Here is an 18,508-nt window from a genome sequence, read left to right as displayed (position 1 = left end):
GCGTCCGCACAGCAGCCTCGGCGGCATGGCACCCGCCGACTTCACCAACCGCCCGCGCCACGGGCATGAGGACACCGAAGCTAACTTATCGGTGGCCTGAAAATGGGGAGCAGGTCACGTTTTCCAGATGCCGCACACTTTGAAACTCCAGAGCAATGGCATGATCTTTGGCGCCAAGCTTCTGGAGCAGGTTCGGACCATGCAGATACGCGATCCGATCATTGCTCAGAATGTTCAGGCCTATATGAAGAGCTGCTTATTTCCGCAGATCATGCTTGGACAGGCGTATCTTCCCAACCTGATGACGGCTCCAGATATCTTTAAAGAGATGGGACCGGGATCGGAGGCTTTATCGGTTCCATATTCCGATATGGCTGGGCTTGGCGCGACACGCGAGATCGTGACCTGTCGGGTTGCATACAACAACATCGATTCAGATATATTCCAAGGCTCGGGAGGTGAGTTCCGCCCTATCTGGGGAACAGACACCTTCCCAAATGTTCGTTGGGACAACCAGTATAATTATCTTGCAGGTCTGATACCTCCGTCCCTGGTCTATATGATGGGCCAACCGCAGGACACGTTCCAGATCACGCGCCAGACGATGCTGATCAATGCGTTTATGCAAGCCCGTGACGGTATGGCTAGTGGAACCGGCAGCGGGTCGATCGACGCCTTCGCCTCGACGCGAGCCCAGACTCAAGCCGAGAATACCTATAACTCTATCGCCCATCAGGCGATGACGTGGGTTCCCCTGCTCAGTATCGTTCTGACATGTGTATTCTACGCTATGTTTCCCGTCATATTCCCACTCTTCCTTCTGCCCCAGACGGGCATACAAACACTCAAAGGATATGTCGCTGGCTTCTTCTATCTTGCGTCTTGGGGGCCGATGTATGTCATCATCCACATGATCGCGATGACAAGAGAAGCGAACTTGGTGCGCGGTACTTCGGAGGGGTATTTCACCCTCGCCAACTTCAACGCGATGGGGGAAGTCTACAACGAGACGGCAACGATCGCTGGCTATATGCTCATGAGCGTCCCCTTCCTTGCGGCAGGCCTCGCTAAGGGTGCTTTGTCGATCGGCGGTCAAGCCACCTCCATTCTGGCACCAGCGCAGAATGCCGCTGAAGCGGCAGCACTGGAGCAGACAACCGGCAACTACAGCTATGGCAATGTCAGCTATGCCAACTCGTCGGGAAACATGCATCAAAGCAATCAGTGGTCCGATGCGCCGACCTATATGACGGGTGCCTCCGCGTTCACGCGGCGCACCGACAACGGCACGAACGTCTCGACCTATGGCGATGGCAACGAAGTCTATAATATGTCGAACGCCATCTCGAGTACGGGCTTCACGCCCACGGCTACGCAGGGCGCGGTTGCAACTAAGAGTAGCCAGGCCAGTATGTCCGCGCGCATTGCTGACGGCTACGAGGAGGCCAGCCGGCGCGAGGTTCAACACCTTCAGGCGCTGCGTAATTCACACTCGCAGACGAATGAAACCTCGCATGGCTTTGATAGCAGCTCGGGAATCCGCGGAGGATCGAGCACCGAGCAGAGCGATCGTCGCGGCATCACGGACAGGGCTGGTATTGAGGATCGCGACAGCGTGTCTAGCGGCACCCGCCACGAGAAGAGCTCGGGGTCCAATACCAATTACGCGGATCGTTATTCTGGAGGGGTGGATCTGCGTGGGACTGCAAGCGCTGGCGCTGGCGTCGGTTCACCAGGCGGTCAAGGCATTGGTGGGAAGATCGGCGCAGCGCTCAGTGGCAATCTTGGTTGGGATCGCTCCTACACTACAGCTGACCTAACAAATGACACGAAATCCTCGCACGGTAGCAAAGACCACAGTTCTTCTCGGACTGATGGCATTTCTGAGGAACACGGAACCTCGGCCTCTGCTAGCATCAATGATGGCACGTTTTACCAAGAAGGCTCTTTCTCCCGTTCACAAAGCAGCGAAGCATTCACCAAAGCGGAGGAGGAATCGCTTAGCAAAATCCAGTCCTACAATGAGTCGGCCCGTCATTACCGTGAGCTGTCACGCTCTCTGGAGCAGCAGGCCAGCTTCGCTGAAACCAACGGATTCAACTTGTCCACGGACCTTCGCCAGGACCTTGCGAACTTCTATTCGCGGCAGGAACGCGACAACCCAGGCGCGAATTTGCCTGCACTTTACGCGACCAGCGTTAGCCCCACGCAGGAAATGGCGCGCAACGCGGTGATCTCAAAGTGGTCGGCGGAGCGCCAGAGTGCCATTGAAAGTGACATCCAACAGGCCCTCAATGATCCAGCCCTTCAGGGGATGGATGTTCCGAAGGTGGGCAATGAGGCCTCTGTAAGCAGCCGCTATTCTGGCGGGCAGCAACTTGGCAGCCCCGAGCCTGTGGGCACCAACAAGGCAGACAGGTCAGATCAAGATCAGGTGATTACAGAAGGAGCGGGAAGGCTCCTCGCTGAGCAGCATAGGCGCAGGCTATAGAGCCTCCGCCTGTGCTAATAGCTATTATCGATAGCCCATAAATAGGCAGGCAAACTGATAAATGAGAATTCCTAAAGCTATCCCCACAAAGGGGATAGCTATGAAAAGGAACCTTTTCATTGAGATTTGTCGATCCGGGACATAGTTCATGTCCGCAGCATCGCGGCTGACGGATGGGCGATCTGCACCGATCCAATTTTGCATTGGATAGTAGCGATAGGGGTTCGAGGGATCGAACCAGCTTTCCGTCTGGTGATGATCATCCATCTTATACCTCGCGCCATATATGAGCTAAAACTACTATATTCCCTAAATGTTCTCCGAACAATGCCTGATTTTCATATGCCTTCCCAGCATCAAGTGAATAAATCGGCAGCTAAGGAACGTATCTCAACGACGCAGGATCGGAACCGGCGTCATGGTGGCATGAGCGCGACGGCCGCAAGAGCTACATTTTAGCCGCCCTGCCGCTGTCGATACTGCTCCCTCGAACCGAAACCGCTTGATGATTTGCCCGGCAGGCAAATTGATGGTGCGCCCGCATGTGCAGACGATCCGCATATCGGCACGGTCTTCAGCCCATTCAGCGAGGGTTTTATAGGCGGGCTCGTTCGATCGCGCCATTCACACAGCCCGTTTCATGACGGTGTTATCTCCTCATAGCATCCTGCGCGCCGCAGCTGTCTGACGATCCCATTGAACGCAGCGGTGACGCCCTGCGCCCTTCCGATTTCATTGTCCTGGCAGGCCGCATCCCAATACAACTCAAGAGGCCACCGCTCTGGGCAATGCGGCAGGAGACAGCGCAGTGCCAGGCGCACCTCGATCCCGTCGACGCGCACATCCGAGCAGCGCGCGACGCCGGCGCGCAGGATATGGACCGACAGCGCGATCACGACGCGCTGATGCTTCGGAAGCTGTGACATGGCTCAATGAAAGTCGTGCGACTTGAAGCGCACGACCTGTTCGGGGTCCATGCCGTCGGCATGGGGCGGCCAATAGCAATTGCGCGGCTCGGGGCTCCAGCCCTTGTCCCCGCGATCCGGAGAGCCGGGATGCTGGCCGGCGTCGCCACGACCGGTGCGGTGTGGAAAGGACATCTCGCCGACCTGAGTCAGAAGATCACCGTGATCTATGATCCGGTCACAGATGACGTGGATCACATCGCCTTCCTTTTGCACCCGCCCCTTCAGACCGACCATCGAGGCCGACATGACCGTGCGGCGCTGCGCTTCAAACCGATCGGGCCACAAGATGCCATTGGCGACCCCCGTCTCATCCTCGATCGTGATGAACAGGACCCCCTTGGCGCTTCCCGGCTTCTGGCGGACCAGGATGATTCCGGCGACCTCGACATGGCGGCCGTCGCGAAGGCTGGCGAGATCCGCGCATCTGGTGACGCCCCGCCGGCGCAGCTCGTCACGCACGAAGGTCAGCGGGTGGGCGCGCAGCGACAGCTGAAGGTTGCGATAGTCCTCGATCACCTCCCGGCCGTCAGTCAGCGGCCGCAACGCCACCTCTGGCTCGATTCCTTCCGCGCTGATGGTTTGAGCGGTTCGGTCGGCTGCGGCGAACAGCGGCAGAGGAGCCTCCCCCAGCCCACGCACCTTCCAGAGCCCCTGCCTCCGATCGGTACTGAGACTATGGAAGGCATCTCCGTCCGCCAGCTTCTCGATCGCGGCGCGCTGCGCCCCCGATCGCCGCCAGACATCGTCGATGCTGTCATAGGCGGCCGTGCTGCGCGCAGCGACGATCTTGGCGCCGTCGGCATTGGATAGGCCCCGGATCTGTCGGAGACCAAGGCGGACCGCCAGGAAACGTCCGCCGTTGGGCTCCAGCGTGCAATCCCAACGGCTCGCGTTCACACATGGGGGCAGCACCTCGACGCCGTGTTCACGCGCGTCACGGACGATCTGGGCCGGTGCGTAGAAGCCCATCGGCTGGGCGTTCATCAGCGCGGCGCAGAAAACGTCAGGATGATGATGTTTCATCCAGCACGACGCATAGGAAATCTTGGCGAATGATGCCGCGTGGCTCTCCGGAAAGCCGTATGAGCCGAAGCCTTCGAGCTGCCGGAACGTGCGCTCGGCAAATTCGCGCGGATAGCCACGCGAGACCATGCCCTCGACCAGCTTGTCGCTAAAGTGGCTGACCCCGCCGGTGAACTTGAACGTCGCCATGGCGCGGCGCAGCTGATCCGCCTCGGCCGGGGTGAAGCCTGCACCGACGATCGCGACTTTCATCGCCTGCTCCTGGAAGAGCGGAACGCCAAGCGTCTTTTCCAGCACAGCGCGCAGTTCGGGGCGCGGATATTCGGGGCGCTCCAACCCTTCACGACGGCGTAGATAGGGATGGACCATGTCGCCCTGGATCGGCCCGGGCCGGACGATCGCCACCTGGATGACCAGATCGTAGAAGCGTCGCGGCTTCATGCGCGGCAGCATGCTCATCTGCGCCCGGCTCTCAATCTGGAACGTCCCGAGCGTGTCTGCCTTCTGGATCATCGCATAGACGGCCGGATCATCGTCCTGCAGGTCGGCCATCTCGACGCGGAGGCCCTTTTCCGCCTCCAGCATGTTGAAGGCGCGGTTCATGCAACCGAGCATGCCCAACCCCAGAATGTCGACCTTCATGAATTTCAGACTGTCGATATCATCCTTATCCCACTCGATGATCTGGCGGTCGGCCATCGCGGCGGGCTCGATCGGCACCAGGTCGTCGAGGCGATCATGCGTGAGGACGAAGCCGCCCGGATGCTGGCTCATATGGCGGGGCACGCCGATCAGCTTGCGCGCGAGATCCAGCGTCAGCCGCAAGCGACGATCGCCAATATCGAGGTTCAGCTCCTCGACCTGCTTTTCGCTCACGCCCTCGGCCGACCAGCCCCAGACCAGGCCGGCAAGCGATGACGTCAGATCTTCAGGTAGACCGAGCGCTTTGCCGACATCGCGCACTGCGCCGCGTGCACGATATCGGGTTACGACGGCCGTCAGCGCTGCGCGGTCACGTCCATAGGTCTCATAGATCCACTGGATGATCTCCTCGCGGCGCTCGTGTTCGAAATCGACATCGATGTCAGGAGGTTCGCGTCGTTCGCCGGACACGAAGCGCTCGAACAGCAACTCATGCTTGATCGGATCAATCGAGGTCACGCCCAGGACGAAACAGACGCAGCTATTGGCGGCCGACCCGCGGCCCTGGCACAGGATGCCGCGCCGGCGCGCTTCGCGGACGATCGAATGAACGGTCAGGAAATAGGGCGCATAGCCCAGCTCGGCGATCAGGCGCAGCTCGTGCGCGATCTGATCGCGATAGGCTTGCGGCACAGCGCCATTGAACATCCGCTCGACAGCCTCCCCTGCCAGCTGTTCGAGCGCCTCTTGCGCTGTCAGCCCCTCGATCACGCGCTCGTGCGGATATTGATAGGCCAGCTCGCCCAGGTCGAAGGTGCATAGCTTGGCGATGTCGACGCTGGCCTGCAGCGCGTCAGGATACGCCCGGAAGCGCCTGACCATCTCGTCCGGAGATTTGAGTGCGCGATCAGCGTTGACCTCACGCCGATAGCCCAGCTCGTCGACGGTGCATTTCTCGCGCACGGCCGTCACCACGTCCTGCAGCAGGCGCGCTTCAGGCGCGTGATAGAGCACATCACCCGTGACGACCGCACGCACGCCGGCACCACCGGCTTGCCTTGCCAGCGCATCGATGCGCACCGCATCGTCTGGCCTCCGGCGCTGAAAGAGGGCCATGTACCCCCGGCGGCCGAACACCGCCTTCAGATCCGCCAGCGCTGCTAGATTCTCCTCATCCGCCTCGTGCGGAAGCAGGATGGCGATGATGCCCTCGGACCATGGCTGCAGGTCGTGCCAGTGCAGGAGGCAGCCCCCCTTCCCTGCCCGTTTTTTTCCAACCGTCAGCAGCCTCGTGATGCGGGACCAGGCTGGCCGATCGGTCGGATAGAGCAGCAGCCGGCGCCCGCATGATAGGTCGACGCGGGTGCCGGCGATCGAGCGGACGCCGGTGATCTTCTGCGCTTCCCAGGCGCGCACGACACCCGCGACCGTGCCGATGTCGCTTATCCCGATCGCAGGATAGCCAAGCACGCTGGCGGCCGAGAATAGTTCTTCAGACGACGACGCGCCGCGCAGCAGCGTGAAGTGGGTTAGGACCTGCAGCTCGACATAGTGGGTCATCCGAAGACCCCGTGCATCCACCACGACAGATCACCGGTTTCATCCTCGAAGCCGTCTCCACGCCGGAAAACCCAGTACCGGCCACCCGCCTCATCCTCGACACGGTAATAGTCCCTCACCGCCCACACTTCCGCGTCTCGCCGCCACCATTCTCCATGGATGCGCTCCGGCCCGTCGCCGGCCACGATCTTGTGGGTCTGCCCTCGCCACTCAAACCGCCGTGGGGGCTGGTCGGGCATCAGCGCCATGACACGCGCGAGAGGCTCCGGCCGCGCGAACAGCCGAACAGGCCGCTTCCACGCGGGCCATTTGCCGGGCATGACAAGCGGGTCGGAGCGGGTGACGGCTCGCTCCGGCACATGGCTTTCCACTGGCGCCAGGCGGAAGACGGCTGACGGGCCGATACGGCCGGCGATGACGTCGACCAGCCGCGCCGGATCTCGCACCAGCGTTTCGCCGGCGAGGACGGCCCCCAGGTCGACAGCATCGAGCGGCTCAGTATGCGCCGCGATCATATGGAACTGCTCAATGCCCATGCCAGGGTCGATCCGATCGATGCGCAGCTTGAACAGGCGCAGGAGATGCGACACTTCGCGCGTCGGCCGCGAGGTCCCGACCGCGACATTCTGTTCGGTGCCATCGACGCGCAGGCCCGTCAGGCGCAGTGATCGCGCGCCCAGCCCCTTCTCTCGCAGGACGTTTGCGAGGTCGCATAACAGGTCTTTCATGACCTGCTCGATGGCCTCGGCCGTCCCGATCGGTTCGAGAAGACGCCGCTGGGCGATCGGCAGCTCGACATCGATACGCGGCGCGATGGGCTCGGCAACGGCTCCGAGAGCCTGGTCAAGGCGCGTGATCGCCGGCAGGCCCAACCGCCTGGCCAGCGGTCCTCGCGCGACTGGCAGCAAATCGGCAACACGCTCAAAACCGAACCGGCGGGCGGCGCTGATCGCAGACGGGGCAAGCCTCAATGACGCGATCGGCAGCGGCGCCAGGGCGTTCGCGATGCCGCCTGGCTCAATCCGGGCCAGCTCGTCGCGTCCATAGCGTGCCAGGGCGAAGGCCGCGCCGGGCGTGTCCGCGACCGCTATGCGGGCAGTAAAGCCTGCGCGCCTGCAGAACGCCAACAGGCGTTTGCAGAACCGTTCCTCCCCGCCGTGCAGGTGGTCGCATCCAGTCAGGTCGATCCAGAGCCCATCATGTGGCGTTACGGCTGCAATCGGCGACCAGCGGCGCACCGCAAGCAGAGCCAGGCGATCGAGAATGGCCTGATCCGCTTCCGGATCGGCGGGCCGGAAATCGAGATCCGAGACCAGCGCACGCGCATGCGTGGCTGCCATGCCCGGGTAGATACCGAGCGCCCTGGCCCCCTCGCAGGCGGCTACGACCTCTTCGCGTCGGCCGACTTTGTCGATCAGCGCCAATGGCGAAAGTACGGTGGCGATAGCCGTCGGCTCGCTCACAGATCGTACAGGCACTCCCCCTTTATAGGGATGGACCGCAGGTTCAGAACGCCGCCCCAACTCCCGCATTGGTGGCTTGGCATGGGTCGGTAACTCGGCGATCTGAGCCTCGACATCCGCTCTGGATGGCACGCCGCCATGAGCCCACCGCGCCCCAGGCCGCCACCCGCCACCCCTAGGCACGGAACACGCACCGGGGTTATCGTCGACCGGCAGCTGCAGGACTTGCCGTTCAGGCGGCTGCGATGCGGACCGGTCCTGCCGTCTTAGCCGTTCGATGGCTAGATTCGGCAGGAACAGCGAGACGACCCGTCTCATCGCAACCCTCCACAATCAGGGAAAAACCCTCACCTCCGCGCTGTCGCGCGAGCTCGATGGACCAACGCGCCCTCCCCACTCCAGGAGCGGACAAGCGCTCGGACGGCGCAGCGCCTATACGCCAGCGCGTCCAGGCAGCCGACGGTTCGGCAAAGGCATCCTGATTTCTCCCCCTCGGCCGGCGGAACAGCAGCACTGGCATGTCCGCTTCAGCCGCGACTAACTGCAGACGGCGGGTTGCCACCATCGACACTCTGCTCGCTTCGGCGACAATAGCGGTTGGTGTGCCGTCGCGGACGGCATCTTCAACAACTGCTAAAAGGGACAGTTCGTCCCGAGGTTGGGCATGAATCGTATTTGCCGACGACAAGCCTGCTTGCTCCAATGCGGGGGCGTATAAGTCGCCCCTGGAACTTGCCCACAGCACCTGACCACTTGCACGCGCTGCCTCACGGGCTGCAATTCCGGCAAGAAAAAGTGTGGCGGCAGCATCGTCGGTGAGCGTGTTATTTACAGCAGCTGCTTCATGAAGGGCACCGGCACGTAGCCCGCCCTCCCTGAGCCGGCTGTCGATTGCGCCAATGCCAAACGGAAGTACTCGATAACCGCAACCCGGTGCAGCGATAGCCCGCAAGTGAGCTAAGTTTGGCGTGGGGGACGGACCGGCTACGGACATAATGGGCTAACTCTATATGTTCCCTTTATGTTCCTAGCATTCTGGAAAGCCGTCAAGCAGTTCCAGTCCGAGCCAGCGCATTTGATGTGGATAAGCGCATTCGCGGCCACCTTTAGACAGAGGGGAGGAACCGGCGTTCACAACGAGGCTTGCAAACTGCTAACTACCCCCTCACGGCGCGCTGTGTGTGCTTTGGCGGCCTGAGCTCTATCAGTAGCTTTGGGCATTCAAGGGGCAGTCTGTTGTTGCCCCCTAAATGGCTGACAGGGCCTCGCGTGTTGTCGCGATGAACTCGCGGGGTGATCTGTAGCCGAGGGCACGGTGTGGATGCACCTCGTTATAGTGGTCAATCCAGGCTGGCAGCTGGGCGATGACGGTCTGCGCGTCTGGCCTGGGGTTCACGCGGACATAGTCGCGCTTGAGGGTGCGGACGAACGCCTCAGCCATGCCGTTGGACTGCGGGCTGCTGACCGGGGTCGTGCGCGGGACCAGCCCGATGCCGCGAGCAAAGGTGCGGGTGTCGCGAGCGGTGTAGCAGCTGCCGTTATCCGTCAGCCACTCGATCGGCTCGGGTACGTGGTTCACCCGGCCGTAACGGTGCTCGACGGTTGCGACCATCAAGTCCTGCACGTCCTCGGCGGTGATGCCGCCCGTGGTAGCCACATGCCCCATCGCCTCGCGGTCACAGCAGTCGAGCGCGAACGCGACGCGCACCTTCTCGCCGTTGTCGCAGGCGATCTCCAGTCCGTCGGAACACCAGCGAGTGTTGCGCTGATCGACTGCCACGCGGCCGTCGTGACGACGGTGTTCGCGCCGTTCGCCGCCCCGCTGGAGCAAGAGCCCGTGCGCCTTCATGACACGGTAGACGCGTTTGACGTTGGGGCTTTTGCGCCCGTCCTTTTCTGCCTGGCGGCGCAGCAGGGCATGGACGCGGCGGTAGCCGTAGGTCGGCAGATCGGCAAGGAGCAGCCGGATGTCAGCGATTAGATCGGCATCTGGTAGCGGCGGTCGTCCTCGCGGTCGTGGCGGTGGTCGGTTGCGCATCGCGGACAGATGCGGGCGGGCAATGCCGAGCGCGTCGGCGACCGCGGTCACAGAACGTCCCCTGGCAACGAGGTCGAGCGCAACAGCAGTTTTTTTGGGCCTGCGGCCCGGGACACGGCCTCGCGCAGCAGCTCGTTCTCCATGGCCTTCTTGCCCAGCAGCCGCTGCAGTTCGCGCACCTGCGCCTCAAGCGCCCGGTACTCGGACGCTGGCACCACTTCCTCGCCGGCTGCGGCAGCAGTCAACGCGCCCTGGTTCATCAGCCGGCGCCATGTGAAGACCTGGCTGCCGCTGATGCCGTGCTGGCGGGCAACAAGCGACACGCTCATCCCCGGCAAATACGTCTCCTCGACGATCCGGACCTTTTCCTCCGGTGTCCACCGCCTCCGGCGCTGCACACCGGAGAGAACCTCGCCGTCGTTGTAACGCCTAGTCGTACCGTCAGTCATATGCCTCACTCTTATCTAAGAGCGAGACCCTGTCAGGTCATTTGAGGGGCCACCTCACAGTCAGCCCTTCTCCACTAAAGCACGTAGTTCCTCAAGTGCCTCCCAATAAGCCCTATGACCACGGTCATTGGTGTATTGGATAAACCAATCCAATGTCTCAGCGGGACCTTTTATGTATAAATCCCTTTTAGCACTCATTCTGCGCTGTCGCCTGATTACGGTCCGCGTTTCAGTGATTGGATCTGCTTCCGAGCGTTCAGCGCGATCAACAAAACCCATGGCAGCTCCACGTTTGATTGCGTCCTCTTCGCGCCTAGGATCAACAGCAACTGGCTGCCTATTTATTCCTGCTAAATCTATCCGATCGGCGCTTTTATCATTTCCGGTTGCGGCGGTTGGCTTTTTGCCAAAACCATAGCTCGTCATCGTGCAATCTCCGCTTTTACCGCTTCAACAACCGCACGGGTCATTTCAAAAGCGTTTTTCTTCGCGGCTTCTAAGCCGGACGTACGGTCCTCGCTTAACTCTTCAAGAGTGCACGCGAAATCGAAGACGTCACGATACGCAGCTCGCTCTACTAATCCCTTCTCCAGAAGGGGCAGTTCTGCCTCCCGAATTGCGGCAGTGATACGTTTAGCAGTCTTGGTTTCGATTGCTGCGTTATCTCGACTTCGGACTAAGCGATATGGTATAGTCCGTCCCATCGCCTCAGCCTCTTCATGAATAAGAGCGACAGCATTCGCAGCCAATTCTGCATCAATTGGTGACAGATTGAATGGTATAAGAACCAGGTGTGACCTTGCGAAAGCTCGGGACGTCATGCGTGACGCCGTTCCTTCCAAGTCAATCAGGACAAAATCATGGCTAGCGGTTAAATTGTCAATCACCTTCACCAACTCAGATTCTTTGGGGGTCGCCACAATCTGGAAGGGATGCCCCTTACCTTCCTCATCTCTACGTCGTCCCCATTTGGCAATAATTGCATTTGGATCGGCGTCAATCACGACAACCGACGCTCCGATACGAGCAAGCTCTCCCGCCAAGATAAAAGTCAGCGTCGTTTTGCCTGCCCCACCCTTGGGATTGGCTACAGATATGGCGGGCATAAGTGAATCTGGTCCTTCTGCGACCGCCGAAGCGGCTTACATGCGGTTGATATACAGCTCATAGCATATCGCCCCCACATGAATATAGCTCTCAATTCCTTCGCATATGGTCGTGCTATACCATTCAAAGAATATACATTTTCATAGGATATCCAAATGGATATCCTATGGAGGGTCACTCTATTTCCATGGATTTGCATAGGATTTTTAGATGTCACCCGCTCGAGCGGACTCGGCTGAGCGGGATGGTAGCGGGCAGTTTCAGCGCCGTGCCGATCTGCGCGAGCACGCGGGCATCGACGCGGTCGGTCTTGGCCAGCGTACCGATGGCTCTGGCGAACTCGCGCGCCTAGCGATCAGGTCGCCGTCGCAGCCGCCGGTCGTCTCGAAGACGAGGCGGATGTCGTGATCGAGCGTGTCGAGCCAGGCGGCGATGACACCCGGTGTATTAGCGATCGGCCGGATCCGGCCCGATGGCAGGTCGCAAATGTCGATGACGGCAGGGGAAAGGTCGCAGCCGATGACGGCTTGTGGCATGATATAGGCTCCCGTACATGTCGTGCGGGATCAGCATTCTCAAGCAATTGTTCAGGGTTTTGACCAACGCGGAAGGGACCCTTGCTCCTGATCGGGCTCTAGACCCTCGGGCGGAGGACGAGCTCACTTCCGCAGCCTATTCATACCACCATCGCATCAGATAGGGGAGAGTAGGGGGCATCGAACGCCCAGCGTTGATGGATTGCGGACTGGCCGCTTTCGGGTGGCTCACCGCGGTAAGCTGCCGTTCGTTCAGAACGGAGGGCAGGGTGGCGAAGGTCCAGTTCCTGGTGAGAGCCGCCCGACCGCTTTCGGACAGCAATCGCGAGAAAGCCGACGTTCATTCACACGGCAGGGGGGGGGGGGGACATGAATGCAGGCAGTCGTGAATTTTCGGCCTGTCTCCTTTTGCGGCTGAGCGGGAGAATCAAACGGCCATTAAGCCGTAAAGAAAGGGGATATACCGGCCGCCAAAGCTATTCCGGCAGTTAAGAACCTCCCGCAATGGCGTTTGCCTAATTCGACATGATGCAGACGAAAGCGACAGACCGGCATGCGCTTGGACACATCGCTCATATAGTTTGGTGGGGTGGCGAGCTGATTGCTCAGGCGAATGGCCGCTCTCCGATCCTGCGTGAGCATACACGAGGGAGCCGCAATTAACATAAACGCCTAAAAAAACGGGCGGCCCGCAGAGCGGCAGGTCAGCACTCCTTCGGGCACCGGCAGGCTGAGAGAGATCGTGCGGGAAAGGCTTGGAAACATCACGCCGTATGGGAAGGCATCTCGATATAGCGAACACCCAGCACTAACGACGTACCCTTGTGTTACAAAATAGATTCAGCGTAGGTATCGCTGGCAGCGATCAAAAGGTTGGGGATACAGTTGACAAGCCAGCGAGGTCCAGCAGCGAAAATGGGCCAACTCGAAAGTGCTAGGTCTGCGAGCGGAGCATCCTCAGCAAATAGCATCGTATTTATACATGGGTTGTCAGGTTCCGCGAAATCTACGTGGGCGGCAATGGAGCGCCAATTTGCCGCCGACCCAAGATTCGATGGCTACAATCTGGACTATTACCAATACCCTACCCGCCTTATCAGGCTACCTTTTACACCGCCACTTCCAATGTTAGCTGATTTGGCGCATGGATTACGAACTCTAATTGACGAAAGGCATGCATCCTCGTCGGTTAGTATTGTAGCTCATAGTCTAGGTGGCTTGATTGCTAGGCAGTACATAGTAGATGTTTTAAAATCGAACCGTGATCTGCTCGTGGACAATCTCGTGCTAATAGCTGTCCCTAATACGGGGGCCAGCCTTGCTAATGTAGCAAGCTTATTATCTTTCCCCCATTTCCAGCTAAAGACTCTCGCTAAGGATTCGGAAGGCCTTAGGCGTCTTAACATTGATTGGCTTGGATGCGCGGCTGACACGAAGCTATCCATAAAATACATTCTTGGTGGGTCTGATCGAGTAGTGCCACACCATAGCGGCTCCCCATATAAGGGGATTGATGCTGCGTCTCTATTAATAGAGGCAGACCATCGATCGATCGTAAGCCCCGTTGACATCAATGACATACGATATTTGGCGGTTTCAAATTTCCTAATATCAGGCACAAAGTCGAATTCCACACGACAAGGTTCGTTAAAACAAGCCAACCCCCTTTTGGGTGACCCACTTTTTGATATCTACACACCTGCCCATGAGCAATTTTATTACTCAAGAGATTTTGATTCGGTTCTGGCTGACGTTCTCATCAGCAGCCATGTATGGGTTACAGGCAGATCTGGATGTGGGAAATCCGCATCACTGCGGCGGGCTGTAAGTCTGTCAGGGTGGAGGTTAATCCATATTAATCTTGCGACCCATGAGGCCGCCGGTGCAGATGACATGGTAGAGGCACTGACGGAAGAGCTTCTAAATATACGAGACGGCGGCCAAAGTATGGAGATTGCGATTGGCGCGGCAAATCGTCTGCGACGGCTCAAATTAGCCATAGAAGTGCAGGCCACCGATGAGGTGGTGGGCATTGTAGTGGAGGAGATACCGCTTCCGCCGGCCGAATTGAGCAAATTCTTAAAACATATCGCGACCGTAGTCGAGCTTTTAGGGAGTGAGTCTGAACGCCCTCAGCAGGCAAGACTGCTTCTTTCGTCCATTCATGCGATTGATGACCCATCAAATTCGATTTCCTCGAAAGCCCGAGAAATGGTTCAGCTGATACCTGTGTCCCCTTGGACAACGACTCAAATGCTCGGCTTGGGCACAGTAATAAGAGCCGCATCGGACAACGTGATATCGGACGAGGCCCTAGAACGGATTGTAACGGCTGCAGATGGTTCTCCGCGAATGATGAAAGCTGTTTTTCGTAAGTTTCGGAACGGCATAGCGACGCCGGCTGACGTCGATAGCGTTTGCGATGGCATCCGTTTAGAGAGCATTTGATCATGCACACAGCAAAAGTTCTTCGTGGTACGACCATCGTTCCGGATGGCCTGTATGTCGAACGAGCGGCTGATCGTCAGCTGCGCGCCATCGTTGAGGATATGGGGCGGCCTGGGTATGTCCTTGTCGCTAGACAGATGGGCAAGACCAATATGCTGCTTCGTATGAAAAGGCAGCAGGAAGGCGCCGGTTCGATTGCAATATTCATCGACCTTTCAACCGGATTTCCATCTGCGAGCGAACTTTTCAGGAAGATTGTCGACGACCTATTAGAGGTTATCGACGACCGCGATCTCACTCATGCCATACAAAAGGAGCGTGATAGTCAGGATCACTCGGCAGGCATTGAGTACGATCGTCATCTCAGGCTTTGCCTCTCCAAGGTCCAAGGTCGGTTTGTTATTATAATATTGGATGAAATAGACTCCTTAGTCGGATTAGACTTTTCTGATCGTATACTCGCGCAAATCAGGAGCATGTATTTTGCTCGCGCAAATCATACAATATACAATAACCTCACGTATGTCCTTTCCGGTGTTGCTGAGCCGACAGATCTAATCAAGGACAAGAATATTTCGCCATTCAATATTGGCGAGAAGATTTACTTAGACGATTTCACGAGAGCTGAGCAAGGATTGCTTTTAAGGAAGGCAGGCCTTTCGTTTGGGCAGGACGTCGAGGAGGCAATATTCGATTGGGCTCGCGGAAATCCTAGGATGACTTGGGATATATGCTCAAGTCTAGAGGATATGCAGAGAGCCCAAGTCGTCGTGTCTGCTTTGGACGTGGAGGAGGTCGTCAAGCGCCTCTATTTTGAGCGGTTTGATCGACCACCGATTGATCATATTCGAGATCTTGCGGAAAATGATCATTCGCTGAGGAACGCCTTAGTCGCCTTGTTATATGGCAAGGGGTCAACACTTTCAGATCGCGACAAAAGTCGGCTTTATCTCTCTGGAATCACGACGGCTTCAGCGAACAAGGCTCCGACTATCAAGAATAGAGTTATCGAAGAGGCCCTTTCCGCAGATTGGTTAGCGCAGGTCGAAGAAGGCAAGGCCGGGCTTTTGACCGCTGCAAACAGTCAAGCGAAGGATAAAAGATTCATTGAAGCGCTTCGCCTGTATGATCGTTACATGGCTGAAGGGGGAAGAGAGGATGACCTAGCCGAACTCGACCTTTATCAATATGGGATTGTGCTTCATAATCTGGGTCGCCCAGAGGACGCAGCTCGCGTTCTTAATTTGGCCATCTCGAAAACTCGTTCGCCAGAAGCCCGGTTAGCAATGCGGTACCACCTTGGCCTTTCTTATTTGGTTGCCAGCGATTACGACGACGCGGAAAGAGAACTTGATTTAGTTGCTAACGGAACAAATAGTCTTTATGCGCTACGCGCGTTGCATGCGCTAAGTACTGTGAAATTGAGCAGGGATGACGAAACTTCGGCGCTGGAAGCAGTAGAATTAGCTAATCGTGTTATCAGAAGAATTGAAAGTGAACAGGATCTCACCGAAGGCGAAAAGAAGGAGATTAGATCAGCCAGTCTATTCAATCTAGGTCAAGCCCTATTGAGTTCAAATAGAGATTCAGCTTTAGCCTTTCTTCGAGAGGCATATGAAGCGTCAGTTGAAGATGAACGGCCGTTTTACGCTGCAGGCTTATTGTCACAGGGTGAATACAGCAACGTTGAAGAGCGCGTTCTATCTGAAGTTGCGTTGCAACTTGCATCGGGTGATTTGCCGTACGGTGAATCTCAGACAGAGGTTGGGTTCAAGAAAAGGCACCTTGGCGTCATTTTGGGTGCTGCAGAGCTCATCGGAGATCAAATCGCGATCGGAAACATATTGCAGGCGATTTGCAAGCGTTCTTCGGATAAGCCATTCGAGGCGGTTTTCGATGTGGTTAATAGTGTTGCTCGTCAGGGTGGCCAACTCCGTGTTTCGCAGGCAGGGTTTAGGATGTTAACGGAACGGGATGAGCTGAGAGCTGACGTCGCACCCCACCGTCTGATGGAGGCTGCGAGGTTGAGGGATGCGATCGCAGATCTGAGCGGCGGCAGCCAAGACGGTGAGGGTGCATTTGAAAACTTCTTTATAACCGTTCGGTCTTCAATCGGGAGCGATGCCGTCCTAGCGGCAGACCTTCTGCGGTTATCAAACCGTATTCAACAAGAAATCACACGAGGTAGGTTGGGCCCTGCGAAAGTCATAATCGAATTTATTCGCTCTCATAGAGATGATTTCGAAAAATTGGACAAGTCCGTACTCGCGCTCTGTATTTACCATGAGATGATTGTCCACCGAATGTCCGCTGAGGTTCCAGATGCCATAGTCGCAGCGCAGGAGGTTGTGAGTTTGTTAGCACGACGGTCTGATCTTGACGCGTCGTCTTACATGACGCGACAGGTTCAGGACCAGCTGAAGGCCAACGCACTGAAAGTTCTAGCTCTGCAGAAGCGAAAACCAACATCGACTAAGCCAAATGAAGAAATTGTGGTAATTAATACCAGAACCGGATTGCGTACTGCCATGAAGTACAAGAAGGCTGCGGCGGGTCTAAAGGACGGGACACTACGTCGAATTTAGCAAATGCTTCGGAAAGCCATCCTCACGTTTGCAACAATGTATGGCGAGCACGGCCCTGAAATCCATACGCAGGGCCTGCCGTCAAACGCTGGTAAAATTGGCACTCCTCACATACGTCAACCGCGTCCTTGTGCGCGAACTCGCCAGTGGCGCCGTGGTAATCATGAACAACTTGTCGAGGCGCAAGGTACCCGCTGTGCGTGCCGCCATAAAAGCCTCGGGGCTAGGCTTCTGTTCATCCCGGCCTACAGGGCCGACTTAATCCTGATCGAGCAGGCGTTTGCAAAGCCTAAAGCAAAACTGCGCAGGGCCGCGGGCCGCACCATTTACAGCCACTGGAACGCCATCGGGCATATTGTCGATCTCTGATTGCAATTAGAATGCGCGATCCGCGGATACGAAGCAGACTGATTGAAAGCTGCGGTAAGCGATTGGCCCTCTTAATCAGACGAGTGGTGGGTATTAGGCAGCCTGGAGATTGTCCTAAACGGCTGGAAGTGGCCGTTAGGGCAGAAGGGAAGTGCGGCAGATCCCGACCAGCTTAAGCCCTTCCCATCAGCGGGTGGAAACGACGCTTCTACCGTAACCCGCCATTATTGTCCCGTTGAGCGGTCCGGCAGCAGACCGCCAATGCCGGTCGTAGAATTATCGCTGCCCCCCCCCCCCCAATTACAGGTCGTCCGCTTTTTGAGGGCCTCCACAACCACCGCCCATCCGGAACGAGAGGTTTCGCGCTTTCGGGTCTGGTGGAGGTCGTGGACGTCCGCCTTTCAGCTTCTCAGCACGCATGGAGTGCGACGGCCTGCGCCCCCTCGATCCTATCGAATATCTGACGCTTTGGCGTTCTGGAGCCATTTGGTCATAGTTGCCATGTACGTCGGCACCGCGTTCGCCTGTCCTCGCCTGGGATCAGAAAGACGGCGTCCTACGCTTCGCGAAAACCTCTACGGGCCGCTTGAGGATGTCTTTCCAGACCTGCTGGGCGCAGAGGTACTGGAAAGCGCGCTACCTTATCGTATGGAGGGCAAGGTCGGACCAGGAGCCGACTGCGGTTCGCCAGTTGAGTCTGGTGATCCTGGTGTGTCAATCGGCGTCCAAAAAGGACCCCCTATCGGCGTGCAAAAGGGACCCCCTTCGTCGAGCAGCGTGACGGGTATGACGGGCGCACCGTTCGCGCTGGTTGCGGCGTAGGGCGGGC

At 57.9% G+C, this 18,508-nt stretch carries 11 protein-coding genes and 1 pseudogene; 4 read left to right on the top strand and 8 right to left on the bottom strand.

Going from position 1 to position 18,508, the window contains the following annotated elements:
* Positions 1–127: 127 nt before the first annotated feature.
* On the top strand, positions 128–2,491 hold the full coding sequence (locus U1703_RS18325) for a conjugal transfer protein TraG N-terminal domain-containing protein (RefSeq protein ID WP_332786888.1): 2,364 nt from the start codon (positions 128–130) through the stop codon (positions 2,489–2,491).
* A gap of 638 nt (positions 2,492–3,129) precedes the next feature.
* Here U1703_RS18325 and U1703_RS18320 read toward each other — a convergent pair.
* The 8 genes from U1703_RS18320 to U1703_RS18290 all read right to left on the bottom strand — a co-directional run bounded on the left by U1703_RS18320 (position 3,130) and on the right by U1703_RS18290 (position 12,277).
* A complete protein-coding gene (locus U1703_RS18320) occupies positions 3,130–3,387 on the bottom strand; it encodes a hypothetical protein (protein WP_332786887.1) in 258 nt (85 codons plus the stop codon).
* A 33-nt stretch (positions 3,388–3,420) separates the two neighbouring features.
* Positions 3,421–6,684: an error-prone DNA polymerase gene (locus U1703_RS18315; protein WP_332786886.1), complete on the bottom strand. Its 3,264-nt coding sequence runs from the start codon at positions 6,682–6,684 to the stop codon at positions 3,421–3,423.
* Positions 6,681–8,108: a Y-family DNA polymerase gene (locus tag U1703_RS18310; protein WP_332786885.1), complete on the bottom strand. Its 1,428-nt coding sequence runs from the start codon at positions 8,106–8,108 to the stop codon at positions 6,681–6,683. Before U1703_RS18310 ends, U1703_RS18315 begins: the two co-directional genes overlap by 4 nt.
* Positions 8,109–8,379: 271 nt before the next feature.
* Positions 8,380–9,141: an ImuA family protein gene (locus tag U1703_RS19015; RefSeq protein WP_443025848.1), complete on the bottom strand. Its 762-nt coding sequence runs from the start codon at positions 9,139–9,141 to the stop codon at positions 8,380–8,382.
* A 252-nt stretch (positions 9,142–9,393) separates the two neighbouring features.
* A protein-coding gene (locus U1703_RS18305) for an IS3 family transposase (protein ID WP_332786884.1) occupies positions 9,394–10,634 on the bottom strand; the annotation gives its coding sequence in 2 pieces (ribosomal slippage) (positions 9,394–10,287 and positions 10,290–10,634; 1,239 coding nt in all).
* A 60-nt stretch (positions 10,635–10,694) separates the two neighbouring features.
* A complete protein-coding gene (locus U1703_RS18300; protein WP_332786883.1) occupies positions 10,695–11,060 on the bottom strand; it encodes a hypothetical protein in 366 nt (121 codons plus the stop codon).
* The gene (locus U1703_RS18295) at positions 11,057–11,740 is read right to left on the bottom strand and encodes an AAA family ATPase (RefSeq protein ID WP_332786882.1); all 684 of its coding nucleotides are present in this window, start codon (positions 11,738–11,740) and stop codon (positions 11,057–11,059) included. The genes U1703_RS18300 and U1703_RS18295 overlap by 4 nt, the downstream gene beginning before the upstream one ends.
* 261 nt (positions 11,741–12,001) lie before the next feature.
* Positions 12,002–12,277 (bottom strand): hypothetical protein, encoded by a 276-nt coding sequence (locus U1703_RS18290; protein ID WP_332786881.1) that lies wholly within the window; start codon positions 12,275–12,277, stop codon positions 12,002–12,004.
* A gap of 915 nt (positions 12,278–13,192) precedes the next feature.
* On the opposite strand from U1703_RS18290, the pseudogene U1703_RS19010 reads away from it, so the two are divergent.
* The 3 genes and pseudogenes from U1703_RS19010 to U1703_RS18280 form a co-directional block, all read left to right on the top strand.
* Positions 13,193–13,642 (top strand): annotated as a pseudogene (locus U1703_RS19010) (esterase/lipase family protein); the annotation flags it as partial.
* 222 nt (positions 13,643–13,864) lie between these two features.
* The gene (locus U1703_RS18285; RefSeq protein WP_332786880.1) at positions 13,865–14,725 is read left to right on the top strand and encodes a hypothetical protein; all 861 of its coding nucleotides are present in this window, start codon (positions 13,865–13,867) and stop codon (positions 14,723–14,725) included.
* Positions 14,726–14,727: 2 nt separating this feature from the next.
* Positions 14,728–17,310 carry an AAA-like domain-containing protein gene (locus U1703_RS18280; protein ID WP_332786889.1) on the top strand — a complete coding sequence of 861 codons (2,583 nt, stop codon included), beginning with the start codon at positions 14,728–14,730 and terminating at the stop codon, positions 17,308–17,310.
* Positions 17,311–18,508: the final 1,198 nt, after the last annotated feature.

Source organism: Sphingomonas flavida (assembly GCF_036663655.1).
Lineage (GTDB): Bacteria > Pseudomonadota > Alphaproteobacteria > Sphingomonadales > Sphingomonadaceae > Sphingomonas.
This window is presented reverse-complemented; position numbering and strand designations above follow the sequence as displayed.